Source organism: Aeromonas sp. PS2Canimalfood6 (genome assembly GCF_048276795.1).
GTDB classification, from domain to species: Bacteria; Pseudomonadota; Gammaproteobacteria; order Enterobacterales; family Aeromonadaceae; genus Aeromonas; species Aeromonas caviae.
In genome coordinates this window covers 12,872-27,591 of sequence record NZ_JBLUXC010000052.1, presented here as the reverse complement: position 1 = coordinate 27,591, position 14,720 = coordinate 12,872, and the positions used below count along the sequence as shown (strand labels likewise).

The 14,720-nt window shown below is 62.4% G+C and carries 17 protein-coding genes and 1 pseudogene; 16 read left to right on the top strand and 2 right to left on the bottom strand.

All coding sequences use genetic code 11. The annotated features are described in order from the left end of the window. Positions 1-120 precede the first annotated feature (120 nt). From ACNPAA_RS17230 to ACNPAA_RS17170, 13 genes and pseudogenes are all read left to right on the top strand, one after another. Complete coding sequence (locus ACNPAA_RS17230; RefSeq protein ID WP_052816140.1) at positions 121-627, top strand: GNAT family N-acetyltransferase; 507 nt, start codon at positions 121-123, stop codon at positions 625-627. Positions 628-736: 109 nt separating this feature from the next. Beyond that, complete coding sequence (locus tag ACNPAA_RS17225) at positions 737-1,639, top strand: ROK family protein (RefSeq protein WP_010673476.1); 903 nt, start codon at positions 737-739, stop codon at positions 1,637-1,639. Positions 1,640-1,680: 41 nt separating this feature from the next. Beyond that, the gene (locus tag ACNPAA_RS17220) at positions 1,681-2,406 is read left to right on the top strand and encodes a copper homeostasis protein CutC (RefSeq protein WP_201871295.1); all 726 of its coding nucleotides are present in this window, start codon (positions 1,681-1,683) and stop codon (positions 2,404-2,406) included. 8 nt (positions 2,407-2,414) lie between these two features. Continuing rightward, complete coding sequence (locus ACNPAA_RS17215) at positions 2,415-2,534, top strand: copper homeostasis protein CutC (RefSeq protein ID WP_080990051.1); 120 nt, start codon at positions 2,415-2,417, stop codon at positions 2,532-2,534. A 38-nt stretch (positions 2,535-2,572) separates the two neighbouring features. After that, a pseudogene (locus tag ACNPAA_RS17210) lies at positions 2,573-2,662 on the top strand (copper homeostasis protein CutC); the annotation flags it as partial. Positions 2,663-2,853: 191 nt separating this feature from the next. Then, the gene (locus tag ACNPAA_RS17205; RefSeq protein ID WP_270835551.1) at positions 2,854-3,465 is read left to right on the top strand and encodes an FKBP-type peptidyl-prolyl cis-trans isomerase; all 612 of its coding nucleotides are present in this window, start codon (positions 2,854-2,856) and stop codon (positions 3,463-3,465) included. 137 nt (positions 3,466-3,602) lie between these two features. Beyond that, on the top strand, positions 3,603-4,484 hold the full coding sequence (locus ACNPAA_RS17200; RefSeq protein ID WP_045523520.1) for an ABC transporter ATP-binding protein: 882 nt from the start codon (positions 3,603-3,605) through the stop codon (positions 4,482-4,484). 79 nt (positions 4,485-4,563) lie between these two features. Further along, positions 4,564-5,577, top strand: a complete 1,014-nt coding sequence (locus ACNPAA_RS17195; protein WP_210538121.1) for an ABC transporter permease — start codon at positions 4,564-4,566, stop codon at positions 5,575-5,577. Continuing rightward, positions 5,562-5,873 (top strand): DUF2845 domain-containing protein, encoded by a 312-nt coding sequence (locus ACNPAA_RS17190; protein ID WP_161469726.1) that lies wholly within the window; start codon positions 5,562-5,564, stop codon positions 5,871-5,873. The genes ACNPAA_RS17195 and ACNPAA_RS17190 overlap by 16 nt, the downstream gene beginning before the upstream one ends. 460 nt (positions 5,874-6,333) lie before the next feature. Further along, positions 6,334-7,353 (top strand): amino acid ABC transporter substrate-binding protein, encoded by a 1,020-nt coding sequence (locus ACNPAA_RS17185; protein ID WP_010673482.1) that lies wholly within the window; start codon positions 6,334-6,336, stop codon positions 7,351-7,353. 62 nt (positions 7,354-7,415) lie between these two features. Continuing rightward, the gene (locus tag ACNPAA_RS17180; protein WP_223937699.1) at positions 7,416-8,603 is read left to right on the top strand and encodes an amino acid ABC transporter permease; all 1,188 of its coding nucleotides are present in this window, start codon (positions 7,416-7,418) and stop codon (positions 8,601-8,603) included. 9 nt (positions 8,604-8,612) lie between these two features. Then, the gene (locus ACNPAA_RS17175; RefSeq protein WP_010673484.1) at positions 8,613-9,707 is read left to right on the top strand and encodes an amino acid ABC transporter permease; all 1,095 of its coding nucleotides are present in this window, start codon (positions 8,613-8,615) and stop codon (positions 9,705-9,707) included. Positions 9,708-9,720: 13 nt separating this feature from the next. Next, positions 9,721-10,464, top strand: coding sequence for an amino acid ABC transporter ATP-binding protein (locus ACNPAA_RS17170; RefSeq protein ID WP_010673485.1), 744 nt, complete (start codon positions 9,721-9,723; stop codon positions 10,462-10,464). A gap of 95 nt (positions 10,465-10,559) precedes the next feature. Here ACNPAA_RS17170 and ACNPAA_RS17165 read toward each other — a convergent pair whose 3' ends face one another. Beyond that, the gene (locus ACNPAA_RS17165) at positions 10,560-10,775 is read right to left on the bottom strand and encodes a DUF1107 family protein (protein WP_010673486.1); all 216 of its coding nucleotides are present in this window, start codon (positions 10,773-10,775) and stop codon (positions 10,560-10,562) included. A gap of 177 nt (positions 10,776-10,952) precedes the next feature. Here ACNPAA_RS17165 and yfcD point away from each other — a divergent pair, with 177 nt between their 5' ends. The 3 genes from yfcD (at position 10,953) to ACNPAA_RS17150 (ending at position 13,159) form a co-directional block, all read left to right on the top strand. After that, positions 10,953-11,483 (top strand): NUDIX hydrolase YfcD, encoded by a 531-nt coding sequence (yfcD, locus tag ACNPAA_RS17160; RefSeq protein WP_417891900.1) that lies wholly within the window; start codon positions 10,953-10,955, stop codon positions 11,481-11,483. Positions 11,484-11,595: 112 nt separating this feature from the next. Next, positions 11,596-12,066, top strand: coding sequence for a peroxiredoxin (locus ACNPAA_RS17155; protein ID WP_417891899.1), 471 nt, complete (start codon positions 11,596-11,598; stop codon positions 12,064-12,066). A gap of 124 nt (positions 12,067-12,190) precedes the next feature. Next, a complete protein-coding gene (locus ACNPAA_RS17150) occupies positions 12,191-13,159 on the top strand; it encodes a calcium/sodium antiporter (RefSeq protein ID WP_417891898.1) in 969 nt (322 codons plus the stop codon). A gap of 65 nt (positions 13,160-13,224) precedes the next feature. On the opposite strand, the gene ACNPAA_RS17145 is transcribed toward ACNPAA_RS17150, so the two are convergent. Further along, positions 13,225-14,373 carry a type III PLP-dependent enzyme gene (locus tag ACNPAA_RS17145; protein ID WP_010673490.1) on the bottom strand — a complete coding sequence of 383 codons (1,149 nt, stop codon included), beginning with the start codon at positions 14,371-14,373 and terminating at the stop codon, positions 13,225-13,227. Positions 14,374-14,720 lie beyond the last annotated feature (347 nt).

Genomic DNA, 14,720 nt, shown 5'->3' with positions numbered 1-14,720 from the left:
AGCAAAACAAATCACGTAATCTAAGCATGGCCAACAAGCGCAGGCTCTGCTGTCTGAATGAACAATATTTGTTCGAATGTATGGGGTTGTTCAAAGTATAAACACTGATGCGTCAGCCCTGTGCAAGGCGTAAGCCTGCGCCTGGCGCGTCCCGCCGATGCCGCCGCCATGACGGTGATGCAGCGGGCGAGCTGGCTGGCGGCCTACGGGGAGGTGCTGGGGGCCGACATGCTGGCCCAGCTGGCGGTGACCGACCACCTGCAGATCTGGCGACACCGGCTCGCCGAGCCCGGCCCCGTTCCCATGCTGGTCTGTCAGGACGACGTGGTCATAGGCCTGCTCTACTGGCAGCCCTCTTTGGAGGAAGGCTTGATGACGGCGCGGATCCGGGCGCTCTACCTTCATCCCGATCACTGGCGTCAGGGTCATGGCAAACGGCTGTGGCAGGCGGTGGCGGTGCAGATGCGCCGGGCCGGTTGCGAGTGTGTCAGGCTCTGGCTGCTGGATGGCAATCACATCGGCGAGGGATTCTACCTGCGCCGCGGCTTCATGTTCGACGGTCAGGAGCGCACCCTGATGAGCCTCGGACACCCTTGCCAACAACGACAAATGTTCCGTTTGCTTTGAGCTGGCTCCCGTTTTTCGCCCCTGGTCACTTTATTTTTTTTGCGAATTAATACAATGTGCCCCATCTGGACAGACCGAGGTGGCCGGGTCCACCGCAAGGGAGTGTGGCATGTACTACGGATTTGATATTGGCGGCACCAAGATTGCCTTCGCGGTGTATGACGACGCCCTGACCCTCTGCCATGAAGAGCGGGTGAGCACGCCGGGCAACGACTACCCGGCGCTGCAGCAGCTTGTGCGCGAGCGGGTCGAGGCGGCGGATGCGCGCTTCGGGGTGAAAGGGGCCGTCGGCATCGGGTTTCCGGGGATCCTCAATCGCCTCGACGGGAGCATAGTGGCGGCCAACCTGCCCGCCATCCATGGCCGCCATCTGGGGGCGGATCTGGCCGAACTGCTGGGCCGACCGGTCAAGGTCGACAATGACGCCAACTGTTTCCTCTGGTCGGAAGTGCATCAGGGGGCCGCAGACGGTGCTGGCAGCGCCCTCGGCGTCACCATAGGTACCGGCATCGGCGGCGCCGTCTACCTGGCGGGCAAGCTCATCCAGGGGCGCAACTGGCTGGCGGGGGAGATAGGTCACTACCCGCTGCCCGCCACCATCCTGATGAAATACCCGGATTTGCCCCGTCCCCGCTGTGGCTGCGGGCGCCTGGTCTGTTTCGAAACCTATGCGTCGGGCACGGGCCTGGAGCGGCTATACCACCATGTTCATGGAGAACGGGTGAGCGGCCACCAGATCGTCGCCCGTGCCGATGCCCGTGAGGCGGCGGCCCTCTCGACCATCGACTGCTGGCTCGAGATCATCGCCGCCGGCCTCGCCACCGCCATCTCGGTGATTGATCCCGATGTGGTGGTGCTGGGGGGCGGCCTGAGCGCCCTGCCAGCCCTCTATGAGGAGTTGCCCAAACGTCTGCCCGGCCACCTGCTGCCCGGTGTCGCCCTGCCGGCGATCCGCGAGGCCCGCTTCGGTGGAGCCGGCGGTGTGCGCGGTGCAGCCCTGCTCAATCTGTGAGATCGGACAGAGGGTCTGATCTCCCCGAACAAGGAGTCATCATGACCCGTCTTGAAATCTGTATCGACAACCTCGAATCCCTGTTCACCGCCCAAGCGGCCGGCGCAGATCGCATCGAGCTCTGCTCTGCGCTGGGGCTGGGTGGCCTCACTCCCTCCTATGGCTTTATGCAGCTGGCTGCCCGCCACGCCACTGTGCCGGTGTACGCCATGATCCGTCCACGCGCCGGAGATTTTTGCTTCAACGACGGCGAGTTCGAGATGATGCTCTTGGATATCGCGGCCGCTCGTGCTGCGGGCCTGCAAGGGGTGGTGGTCGGTCTGCTGGATGAAGATGGACGGGTACCCGAAGGCAAGCTCCGGCAACTGGTCGAGGCGGCGGGGCCGCTCGGCGTCACCTTCCACCGGGCCATCGATCTCTCCTCCGACTGGCGGCTGGATCTCGAGACGATCGTCGCGGCAGCTTGCGAGCGCATTCTGAGCTCCGGCCATGCGCCGACCGCGCTGGCGGGGCTCGAAACCCTGCAGGCCATGCACCAGGCGCTGGCGGGTCGCGCCAGCCTGATGCCGGGGGCCGGGGTCAACGCCGACAACGTGCGCACCATCATCGAATTCACCGGCGTCAATGAAGTGCACATGTCCGGCATGGGCTGGCGCGGCGGCATGGTGCCCCATGGTGTGAACATGGGCACTTCGGACGATGGCCGGGTCAACATCACCGACGGCGCCAAGGTCGCAGCGGTGAGGGCACTGCTGGACAGGGCCTGATACAGACCGTGCGGCGCCATGGTGCCTCTATCTGTGACGTCAACATGGGCACCTCGGACGACGGCCGGGTCAACATCACCGACGGCGCCAAGGTCGCGGCGGTGCGGGCTCTGCTGGACAGGGCCTGATACAGACCGTGCGGCGCCATGGTGCCTCTCTCTGTGACGTCAACATGGGCACCTCGGACGATGGCCGGGTCAACATCACCGATGGGGCCAAGGTCGCGGCGGTGAGGGCGTTGCTGGACAGGGCCTGATACAGACTGTGCGGCGGCATGGTGCCCTGTTTTGCTCCCTTCTCCCCTTGCGGGAGAAGGGGCGGGGATGAGGGGGCCGATGTGAGGCGTCTCCCACCGGCGGGCAATTGAGGGGCGTCTTGGCAGCACGGTGCAAAAAAGTCTGTTATCATCCCGTCTCTTTTACCATCAGGACCCGGAGCAACCTCTCAATGTCCCAATACGACTCTATCGAACAGAAGGCCAGCTACGGCATCGGCCGCAACATGGGCGACCAACTGGCTCAGCAAGCCTTCGCCGGTCTGGATATCCCGGCCCTGCAACAAGGTCTGGCTGATGCCCTGAACGGTCTGGTGTTCGCGGTCAGCCGTGACGATATCAACGATGCCTTCCAGGTCATCACCGCCCGTATGCAGGAAGAGCAGGAAGCTGCCGCCAAGGCCGCTGCCGCCGAAGGCGAAGCCTTCCTGGCCGACAACGCCAAGCGCGCCGAAGTGAAGACCACCGACTCTGGTCTGCAATATGAAGTCATGGTCGAAGGCAATGGTGCCGTGCCGGTTGCCGGTCAGTCCGTGCGCGTGCACTACCACGGTACCTTCACCCACGGTGGTGTGTTCGACAGCTCCGTTGCGCGCGGCCAACCGGCCGAGTTCCCAGTGACCGGCGTGATCGCCGGTTGGGTGGAAGCGCTGCAGATGATGCCGGTTGGCTCCAAGTGGAAGCTCTACATTCCGCAGGATCTGGCCTACGGTGCCCGTGGCGCCGGCTCCATCCCGCCGTACTCCGCTCTGGTATTCGAAGTGGAGCTGCTGGACATCCTGTGATCCGGCTGGCGTGATGCAAACGGCGACCCTGAGGTCGCCGTTTGTTTTTGGACCGCCCAAACGGGCCATGTGCCTACGGCGGGGATTTGGATATAGTCAGAGCGTCGTCCATTCCGGCCATGTGAGGGAGACACGCCATGGCAGCCATCATCGAGGTCGTCGATCTCGTCAAGCACTTCCCCGGCGTCAAGGCGGTGGACGGGCTCAGTTTTGCCATTCCCGCCGGCAGCTGCTTCGGCCTGCTCGGCCCGAACGGGGCGGGCAAGACCACGACCATAGAATTGCTGGAGGGGATCCTCACCCCGGACAGCGGCCGGATCCTGTTTCACGGCGCCCCGCGCGGCCCGGATTATCGCTCCCGCATCGGCATCCAGTTCCAGCACACGGCGCTGCAGGATTTCCTGACGGTGCGCGATACCCTGCGTCTGTTCGCCAGCCTCTACCCCAATCCCTTGCCACGGGAGCTGCTCATCGATCTGTGCGCCTTGGGCGAGTTCATCGACAGGGACAGTCGCAAGCTCTCGGGGGGCCAGCGTCAGCGCCTGCTGCTGGCCCTGGCCCTGCTCGGGGATCCCGAACTGCTGTTTCTGGATGAGCCCACTACAGGACTGGATCCCCAGGCGCGCCACCACTTCTGGCAGCGAATAGAGGCGATCAAGGCCCAGGGCAAGACGGTGGTGCTCACTACCCACTACATGGACGAAGCGCAGCAGCTGTGCGATTTGATTGCCATCGTCGATCACGGCCACCTGCTCAGTCTGGATACGCCGGCTGCCTTGCTGGCGCAACACTTCGACGGCGTACTGGTGCGTCTTGGGGGGCACCCGGCCCTGGCTGGGCTCGGCTATCCCCTGCGTCCGGTCGGCGATCAGGTGGAGCTCTGTTGCCCCGACGTGGCGACCCTGTTGCCAGCCTTGCTGGATCTTGGTGTGCCGCTCACCGGCATGCAGGTGCGCTCCCCCAATCTGGAAGATCTCTTCCTGAACCTGACCGGTCACAGCCTGCGGAGCGGCGCATGAGAGGGATGACCGAGTTCTGTCTGACCGTGGCCCCCGTGCTGCGGTACGCCTTGCCGACATGCAATCCCGGGAGTGGACGATGAAGGGATCCCTCAAGCGCATCGGGGCGCTCTTCTATGCCCGCACCCTCGAGTTCGTACGCGATCGCGCGGCCCTGGTGTGGAACCTGCTTTTCCCGCTCCTGCTGGTCATCGGTTTCTCCCTCATCTTCTCCGGCCCGCCCAAACCGCTGGTACAGATCGGGGTGGTGGGGGAACTGCCCGCAACCTATGCCCCGCTGCGCGCCGTGCCGCTGCTCAAGATCATCCCCTATGACGAGGCGTCGAGAGGTCAGCTCAAGGTCCGTCACCATCAGCTGGACCTGCTGCTCTCACCCGCCGGGGGGCGTTACTGGATAAATCCGGACGCCCCTCAGGGGGCCATGGCCGAGTATCTGCTGCGCCAGGCGGTGCAGGGGCCCTTGCAAAGAGAGACCCTGAGCGGGCGCGCCATTCGCTACGGCGACTGGCTGCTGCCCGGGGTGATCGGCATGAACCTGATGTTCTCCGGCCTGTTCGGGGTCGGGTTTGTCATCGTGCGTTATCGCAAGAACGGGGTGCTGAAACGGCTGCGAGCCACGCCGCTCGGCGCGCTGGAGTTTCTCTTCGCCCAGTTGCTGTCACGGGTGCTGATCACCCTGGTGGTGAGCCTGCTGGTCTTCTGCGCGGCCTACTGGTTGCTGGATGTGCCCCTCATCGGGTCGGGGTGGCTGCTGCTGGTGATCGCCCTGGCGGGAGGAACGGCCATGGCCTCCCTTGGCCTGCTCATCGCCGCTCGCCTGCAGAACGAGGAGCTGGCGAGCGGTTTGCTCAATCTCATCAGCTTGCCCATGATGTTTTTATCCGGTGTCTGGTTCTCGCTAGAAGGCGCGCCCGCCTGGCTGCAGCAGCTTGCGGCCAGGCTGCCCCTCAGCCAGATCATCGAAGCAGCCCGCGCCGTGATGCTGGAAGGGGCGGGATGGCAGGAGGTGGCAGGCCCTCTGGGCCAGGTCATGGTGTTCGCCCTGGTGTGCATCTCGCTGGGAACCATGCTGTTCAAATGGAGTGCAAAATGAAACCTGTTCTGTGGTTGTTGCTGGTGGCGGCCTTGCCTGTGCAGGCAGGTACCCTGCGTTGCAAGAACGCCTTGCTGACCGAGGGAGACACCACGGCAGAGCTGCTGGTTCGCTGCGGCCAGCCGATGCTCAAGGAAGATCTCACCCGCTTCGAGGAGAACGGCTTCGGGGCGAGAGTGACGGTCAAGTATGCCGAGCGCTGGACCTACAACTTCGGCAAGCGGGAATTCATGCAGTTTGTCACCGTCGAAAACGGCGTCATCACCGACATTGTGGATGGCCCACGGGGAGGATGACCTCCTGGTTTTCTGAAGCCCAGCCTGCGGGAGATAAGGTCGCCACTTCCCCGCCTTTTACCTCTTTTTCTGTTGCTTTCCCCTGCCTGTTATCGCCATTTTTCCATATGGGGTCATGCTGCCTCACTCTGGTGCTTTTGGCATAAAACCGAATCTGATGAGTCAGTTGTCAGCAGAAATGGCTGCCCCAATGCGGTGCAGCCGATTTATTTTCGAAAAATAATCCTCATGCCAAGAAGGGTTTTAAGCAGCAGGCTATTTGGCAAATAAGGGTCTACTTTTGATTCTGAGAGTGCATATTCCCCCGTTTAGATATTTTGTTCTGTTGCACCATGGTTGGGCCGGATTGCACCGATTGACAGGTTTTTCTGCGGCTGGATAAGCTGCCAAAAAGCAGGGAAACGATGGCATCTCGCTAGATTTTGATGCCTGTTCGAATCAAACCACAGGGAAGAGTGACATGAAGCAGATACACAAGGCTGGTATGGTGATGGCGCTGTCGCTGATGGCAGCCAATGCGTGGGCGGACGGTACGCTGGATGCCGTCAAGAAGAAGGGATTCGTGCAGTGCGGGGTCGGTGACGGCCTGCCCGGGTTCTCCAACCCGGATGCCAAGGGAACCTGGACCGGGCTCGACGTGGACGTGTGCCGCGCCGTGGCCGCCGCGGTACTGGGGGACGCCAGCAAGGTCAAGTATGTCTCCCTCACCGCCAAGGAGCGCTTTACCGCCCTGCAGTCCGGGGAAGTGGATCTGCTCTCGCGCAACACCACCTGGACCCTGACCCGGGATGGGTCGCTGGGCCTCACGTTCGCCGGGGTGAACTACTACGACGGGCAGGGGTTCCTGGTCAAGCAGTCCCTCGGGGTCAAGAGCGCCAAGGAGCTTGACGGTGCCGCCGTCTGTATCCAGTCCGGTACCACCACCGAGCTCAACCTGGCCGACTATTTCCGCGCCAATGGCGGCATGAAGTACACCCCAGTGGTGTTCGATACCTCGGATCAGACCGTCAAGGGCTTCGAAGCCGGCCGCTGTGACGTGCTGACCTCGGATCAGTCCCAGCTCTATGCCCTCAAGATCAAGCTCACCAAGCCAGAGGAAGCCGTGGTGCTGCCGGAGGTCATCTCCAAGGAGCCGCTGGGCCCAGCCGTGCGTCAGGGTGACGATCAGTGGTTCAAGGTGGTGCGCTGGAGCCTCAACGCCATGCTCAATGCCGAGGAGGCCGGGGTCACCAGTGCCAACGTGGACGAGATGCTCAAGTCCACCAACCCTGACATCCGTCGCCTGCTGGGGCTGGAAGAGCCCAAAGGGACTGTGCTGGGGCTGGATGACAAATGGGCCTACAACATCGTCAAACAGGTCGGCAACTACGGTGAATCCTTCGATCGCAACGTCGGTGCCGGCTCCCCCCTCAAGATTGATCGCGGCATCAATGCCCTCTGGAACAAGGGCGGTCTGATGTACGCGCCACCCATCCGCTGAGTCGACAGTCACCGGGGGGCCTGGCCCCCCATGTTTTCCCTGGCTTTGTCGGAGTCATCCTCATGGCGTTACACGCATCAAACCATAGGAAAGAACAGGGCCGCTGGTGGTATGACGCCAAGGTGCGGGCGCTGCTCTTCCAGTGCCTGGCCATCGCGGCGGTTATCGGGTTTCTGTTCTACATCGTCAACAATGCCCTGACCAATCTGGCCACCCGTGGCATCACCACAGGCTTTGATTTTCTGGGCAACACGGCCGGTTTCGGCATCTTGCAGAGCCTCATCCCCTACGACGAGACCTACACCTTCGGTCGCACCTTTGTGGTGGGCCTGCTCAACACCCTGCTGGTCTCCGTGCTCGGCATTCTGTTTGCCACCCTGCTCGGGTTCGCACTCGGGGTCGCGCGCCTGTCGCGCAACTGGCTGGTGGCCAAGATAGCGGCCGTCTACATAGAGACGTTTCGCAACATCCCGCTGCTGCTGCAGATCTTCTTCTGGTACTTCTCGGTGCTGCGTACCCTGCCTTCCCCGCGTCAGAGCGTGGATATAGGCGGGCTCGCCTTCCTCAACGTGCGGGGTTTCTATCTGCCCAAGCCCCTGTTCGAAGAGGGATTCGGCTACGTGCTCTGTGCACTGGTGCTCGCGGTGCTGCTGAGCTGGGGGCTGGGCCGCTGGGCTCGCCGCCGTCAGGCCCTGACAGGCAGGATCTTCCCGTTCTGGCGCTGTGTGGCCGCCCTGGTCATGCTGCTCCCGGGCATCACCTTCCTGCTGGCGGGCAGCCCGCTCAGCTGGAGCGTGCCTGCGCTGCAGGGGTTCAACTTCCGGGGCGGGCTGACGGTGCTGCCGGAGCTCGCGGCCCTCTTGCTGGCGCTCACCATCTATACGGCGGCCTTCATCGCCGAGATAGTGCGATCCGGCATCCTGGCCATCAGCAAGGGGCAGACGGAGGCGGCTTCCGCCCTCGGGCTCTCGCCCACCAAGACGCTGCGGCTGGTGATCATTCCCCAGGCCATGCGGGTCATCATTCCTCCCTTGACCAGCCAGTATCTGAACCTCACCAAGAACTCCTCCCTGGCGACCGCCATCGGCTACCCGGATCTGGTCTCGGTGTTCATGGGGACGACTCTCAACCAGACAGGGCAGGCCATCGAGGTCATCGCCATGACCATGGGGGTCTATCTCGTCATCAGTATCACCACCTCGGTGCTGATGAACATCTACAACCGCAGAATGACGCTGGTTGAGCGCTAGGGAGCTGTCATGTTCGTGAATGAATTGCAGGAGGCGCTGCCGCCTCCCAACCACCGTCGGGGGCCGCTCGCCTGGATCAGGCAGAACCTTTTCCCCAACTGGTGGAACGGCCTGCTGACCCTGGTGCTGGCCTATCTGTTGCTGCCACTCATCTGGTCTGCACTGGACTGGGCGCTGTTCTCGGCCACCTGGCAGGGGAGCAGCCGCGAGGCCTGCGTCCAGGGCGGTGCCTGCTGGATCTTCATCGAGAGCCGGCTGGGGCAGTATCTCTATGGCTTCTACCCGGCTGATCAGTACTGGCGCATCAACCTGACCTTCGCCGGTCTGGCGGCGCTGCTGGCCCTGCTCATCTGGCCAAAGACCCCGCGCAAGGGGTGGCTGGCGCTCTTCACCCTGCTGGTGTTCCCTGTCATCGCCTTCTTCCTCATCCATGGGGGAGCGGGGCTGGAGGTGGTGGAAACGAACCGCTGGGGCGGGCTGATGCTCACCCTGGTGCTGGCGGTGGTGGGCATAGTCGTAGCACTGCCGTTCGGCATCCTGTTGGCACTGGGGCGTCGCTCCCACATGCCGGTCATCTCCAGCCTCTGTACCGTCTACATCGAGTTCTGGCGGGCGGTGCCGCTCATTACTGTGCTCTTCATGGCGTCCGTCATGCTGCCACTGTTCATGAGTACCGAGGTGGAGCTCGACAAGCTGCTGCGGGCGCTCATCGGCATCATCCTGTTCCAGGCGGCCTATGTGGCCGAGGTGGTGAGAGGGGGGCTGCAGGCGATCCCCAAGGGGCAATATGAGGCGGGGGATGCCCTCGGGCTCTCCTACTGGAAGGTGATGGGCCTCATCATCATGCCCCAGGCCCTCAAGATCACCATTCCTTCCCTGGTGAACACCTTTATTTCCCTGTTCAAGGACACCAGCCTGGTGCTGATCATCGGGCTGTTCGATCTGCTGGCCATCTCCAAGGTGGCCCTGGCGGATCCGGCCTGGCTGGGGTATTCCACCGAAGCTTATGTCTTTATCGCCATGATCTTCTGGATGTTCTGTTTTGGCATGTCCCGCTACTCCATCTATCTGGAGCGCAAACTCAACACGGGCCACAAGCATTAGGAGTCGTTCTGATATGAAAACGGACGCAGTTGTCGAACTGAAAGAGGTCAACAAGTGGTACGGTGAGTTTCACGTGCTGCGCAACATCAACCTGCAGGTGGGCAGAGGGGAGAAGATCGTCATCTGCGGACCATCGGGGTCGGGCAAGTCCACCATGATCCGCTGCATCAACCGGCTGGAAGAGCACCAGAGCGGAGACATCCTGGTCAAGGGCACGGCCCTGACCTCCGATCTCAAGAACATCGAGACGGTGCGCCGGGAGGTGGGCATGGTGTTCCAGCACTTCAACCTCTTCCCCCATCTGACCGTGCTGGAGAACTGTTGCCTGGCGCCCATCTGGGTCAAGCAGTTGCCGCGCAAGGAGGCCGAGGAGATCGCCATGAACTTCCTGCGCCGGGTGCGGATCCCCGAACAGGCGCTCAAGTATCCGGGGCAGCTCTCCGGTGGCCAGCAGCAGCGGGTCGCCATCGCCCGCAGTCTCTGCATGAATCCCCAGGTCATGCTGTTTGACGAGCCGACGTCTGCGCTGGATCCCGAGATGGTGCGGGAGGTGCTGGATGTGATGGTGGAGCTGGCCCACGAGGGGATGACCATGCTCTGCGTCACCCACGAGATGGGGTTTGCCAAGCAGGTGGCGGACAGGGTGATCTTCATGGACCGGGGGCAAATCATCGAAGAGAACGTGCCGGATCAGTTCTTTGACAACCCCCAGTCCGATCGGACCAAGCTCTTCCTCTCCCAGATCCTGCAGCACTGAGGCAGGGCACAACCTTCAGAAAAACAGCCCGCACGCTCGAATGAGCGGCGGGCAAATGTGTACATGGAAGTCGACGACAGACAGAAAGGAGTATGTCAGCCCGGCAACAGGGTGGTGGTGCGCAGATCGCGCACGGCCAGGTTGATCTGCCGGGCCAGGCTCAGCGCCTGATGACAGCTCAATGGCTTCACATCGATGATCCCCCCTTGAAACTCAAACCGCCCCAGTGCTTCAACCATGAAACTTCCATGATGGAAGCTCTTGATATATCGAGCAATTCGACGGGGAGACCACTGCTTGAACACCTTCATGGCAAGAGACCCTGTTGTTTGGACAGGGCACACTATGCCGACGGACCGTGACACTGATGTGACACTTGATAAAGATTTGTATGAATCTGTCTTGTGATCGACTGGCGTGCAGCCCCGGCGTTGAAAAAGTAGTGAGAGTCCGGGTCCGGGGCCCGATATACTGCGGCCATTGCAGACATGACAAAGGTGCCGCACGTGGAGTGGGTGGACATAGTAGACGAGCAGGACAGGGTGATCGGGGTGGCCGAGCGCGCCAGGGTGCGTCAGGAAAACCTGCGCCATCGTGCCAGCTACATCCTGGTGCTGGATGAGGCTGAGCGCATCCTGGTGCAGCGGCGCACCCCGAGCAAGGATTTTTGCCCCGGCATGCTGGATGCCTGCGCCGGTGGCGTGGTGACCACGGGGGAGGCCATGGCCCTTTCCGCCCGGCGGGAGCTGGCCGAGGAGCTGGGGATCCACGACGTGCCCCTACAGAATTACGGCACCTTTTATGCCGAAGGGGAGGCGAGCGGCAGCCGCTACCGGGTCTGGGGCGGCCTGTTCAGCTGTCACTATCAGGGGCCGCTGCAACTGCAGGCCGAAGAGGTGAGCGAGGTGCACTGGATGAGCCTGGGCGAGATAGCCGATCGGGCGGACGAGTTCACGCCTGACTCCCTGCTCGCCATCGCCACCTGGCAGGCAAGGCGCCTGCCATCAGGCCAGAAATAGGGGCGACAGGCGTTCGCTCCCCGATCGCTTTGTTGCCGCTCGATGGACCCCTTCGCCTTCTGGTGGAATGGGGTAGACTGGGCCTCTTTGAACCACAGAAGGATGCGTCATCATGATCACGGTCGGTCAATCCCTGCCCGCAGGGGAATTTACCTTTATCACTGCCGAGGGCAAGCAGGTGAAGGATACCCGGGCCCTGTTTGCCGGCAAGCGGGTGGTGCTCTTTGCGGTGCCCGGCGCCTTCACCCCCACCTGCTCCAACGCCCACCTGCCGGGTTATGTGGTGCTGGCCGATCAGTTCAAGGCCAAGGGGGTGGAACTATGCTGTCTGTCGGTCAACGACGCCTTCGTGATGAAGGCGTGGCAGGAGGCACAGAACGCCTCTGACATCACCATGCTGGCGGACGGTGACGGCAGCTGGACCCGGGCACTGGGTCTTGCCAAGGAGACCGGGGTCTTCGGCGGCGTGCGGGCCCAGCGTTTTGCCCTCATCGCCAACGATGGTGTGGTGGAGCGGCTCCTCGTGGAGGCGCCGGGCAAGTTCGAGGTGTCGGATGCCCAGAGCCTGCTGGCGGCGCTGTGAAAGATTAATCGGCGTTTGATTACACCTTGAAATAGCAAGCGGCCCCGTTACACTGAGGCCGCGTTTGGATGGAGCCAGGCAACTTGCCTGGCTCTCGTGTTTGCCGTGGATGAGATAGAACAATATGACCCTGGCTTTTGTTGCCCTGATTGCCGGACTGGCGTTGCTGGTCTGGAGTGCCGACAAGTTCGTGGACGGCGCCGCCGCCACCGCCCGTTACGCCGGTATGCCGCCGCTGCTGATCGGCATGGTGATCATCGGTTTTGGTACCTCGGCCCCCGAGATGGTGGTCTCCGCGCTGGCGGCCTCCCAGGGCAATCCTGGGCTCGCGCTCGGCAATGCCTATGGCTCCAACATCACCAATATTGCCCTGATCCTGGGTCTGACCGCCCTGATCAGCCCCATCGCCGTCGCCTCCCAGGTGGTGCGCAAGGAGATCCCCATCCTGCTCGGCATCACCCTGCTCTCCGGCGCCCTGCTCATCGACGGCAATCTGGGCCGGATGGATGCCGCCATTCTGGGGGCCGTGTTCGTAGTGCTGATGGGCTGGTCCATCTGGGCCGGCATGAACGGCAAGGGGGATGCGCTGGATACGGATACCGAGGAGGACATCGTCTCCGAGGGTATGTCTCTCAAGAGCGCCATCCTCTGGCTCATCGTCGGCCTGGTGCTGCTGATCGGGGCTTCCCGTCTGCTGGTGTGGGGGGCGGTGACCATCGCCCAGGGCTTTGGCATCAGCGATCTGGTGATTGGCCTGACCATAGTCGCGGTGGGGACCTCCCTGCCGGAGCTGGCATCGTCCCTCATCGCCATCCGCAAGAACGAGCACGATCTGGCCCTTGGCAACGTGCTGGGTTCCAACCTGTTCAACACCCTGGCCGTGGTGGGCATCGCCGCTGGCATCCACCCGCTCGAGGTGGCGCCCGAAGTGCTTTCCCGCGACTGGAGCATCATGATGGGGCTGACCCTGTTGCTGCTGGTGATGTGTCTGGGCCGCAAGGGGCAGGGGCGCATCAACCGGCTGGAGGGGGGCGTGCTGCTCGCCTGCTTCGTCGCCTACACCGGCTGGCTGCTGACGAGCCAGTTCATCTAGTCTGGTGATGAAATGAAAGAGGGGACGCCGCGGCGTCCCCTCTTTTTTGTGCGCGGGGCCTGGTCTCAGGCCACGGCAACCAGCTTCTGCTTCTGGGCGCTGTCCAGGATCAGGATGCTCGCCTTGGGGAAGAAGTTGAAGGTGGACGCGGAGGCCCAGGTGTAGGCCCCCATCACCCGACCCACCACCAGCTCGCCGATCTCGAGATCCGGCAGCATGATGCTGTCGCGGATGACGTCCACGCTGTCGCAGGTGGGGCCGGAGAGCACCGCATTGTGCAGTTCGCCGTGGGCATAGGGCGTGCTCACCGGGTAGGTGACGTGGTCGTAGAGCTGGCCGTTGTAGCTGCCGTAGAGACCGTCATCCAGGTAGTACCAGATCTTGTCGCCGCGGTGGGCCTTGCCCATCACGCTGGAGACCGAGGTCATGGCCGGCGCGCTGATGAAGCGGCCCGGCTCGGCAATCTTCTGCACCGTGGCGGGCAGCTTGGCCAGGGCCTCGCGGATCGGGGCGCAGAAACCGTCGATGTCGAACTCGCCGCCGTCATAGTCCACCGGGAAGCCGCCGCCGATATCCAGCACCCAGGGCTTGAGCCCTAGCTCCCAGGCCTGCTCCATGATCTCGCGGCAGGCGTCGATGGCCTGCACGTGGCGACGGGCGTGGGGCACCTGGGAGCCGACGTGGAACGACAGCCCCATCACCTTGATCCCCTTGGCCTGGGCCAGTTGCAGCAACGGCAATGCCTGCTCCGGGGTGCAGCCGAACTTCTTGGAAAGATCGACCTTGGTCTCGGGGTTGGGGAAGCTGACCCGCAGCAGCAGTTTCACTTCATCCTTGTAGGGCAGGAACTTTTCCAGCTCCAGCGGGTTGTCATAGACAAACACGGTGCAGCCGAATTCCAGGGCATAACGGATGTCGCTGTCACGCTTGATGGGATGGGTATGGATGCAGCGTCCCGGGCGAACCCCTTGGCTGCGCACCAGATCCACTTCGCCATTGGTGGCCAGATCGAAACAGGCCCCCTCTTCCTTCAAGACAGAGACCACCGCCTCGTGGGGCAGGGGCTTGAGTGCATAATGCAAGCGCACATCGGGCAGGGCGGCCGCCAGGGCCCGATACTGTTTGCGGACGGCTGCCTTGTCGAGCAGCAGCAGGGGGGAGCCGAATTGTTCAACCAACTGACGGTAATCTTGTGCGACCAGGGTCTCGTTCATTCTCTTTTGATAGTCCTTAGGGGGCGTGATATGCCCAAGCCATATGCGATTGAACCGGCGACGGCCGGCTCAGGCGAGCGGTCCGGAGGGACCCACCAGGCACATTGCATAACTCCCTTGCAAAGTGCTTAGTTATGCGCGGGATTATCGGCTTATTGAGTTTGTGTGCAAGCATTTTGATTGGATATGTCGGCAAGTTTTTCTGGTCGAGACGAAACAGGCTCTTGATACGGGGAGCGATCAGGGCCGTGATGGGGAGCACCTCCGAAGGGAGCTTGATAAGCTGTTGATAGTTAACGAACTAATAACATCAGGCCTGGGGGTTGAGGCCAGGTAAAAAGGGGGCG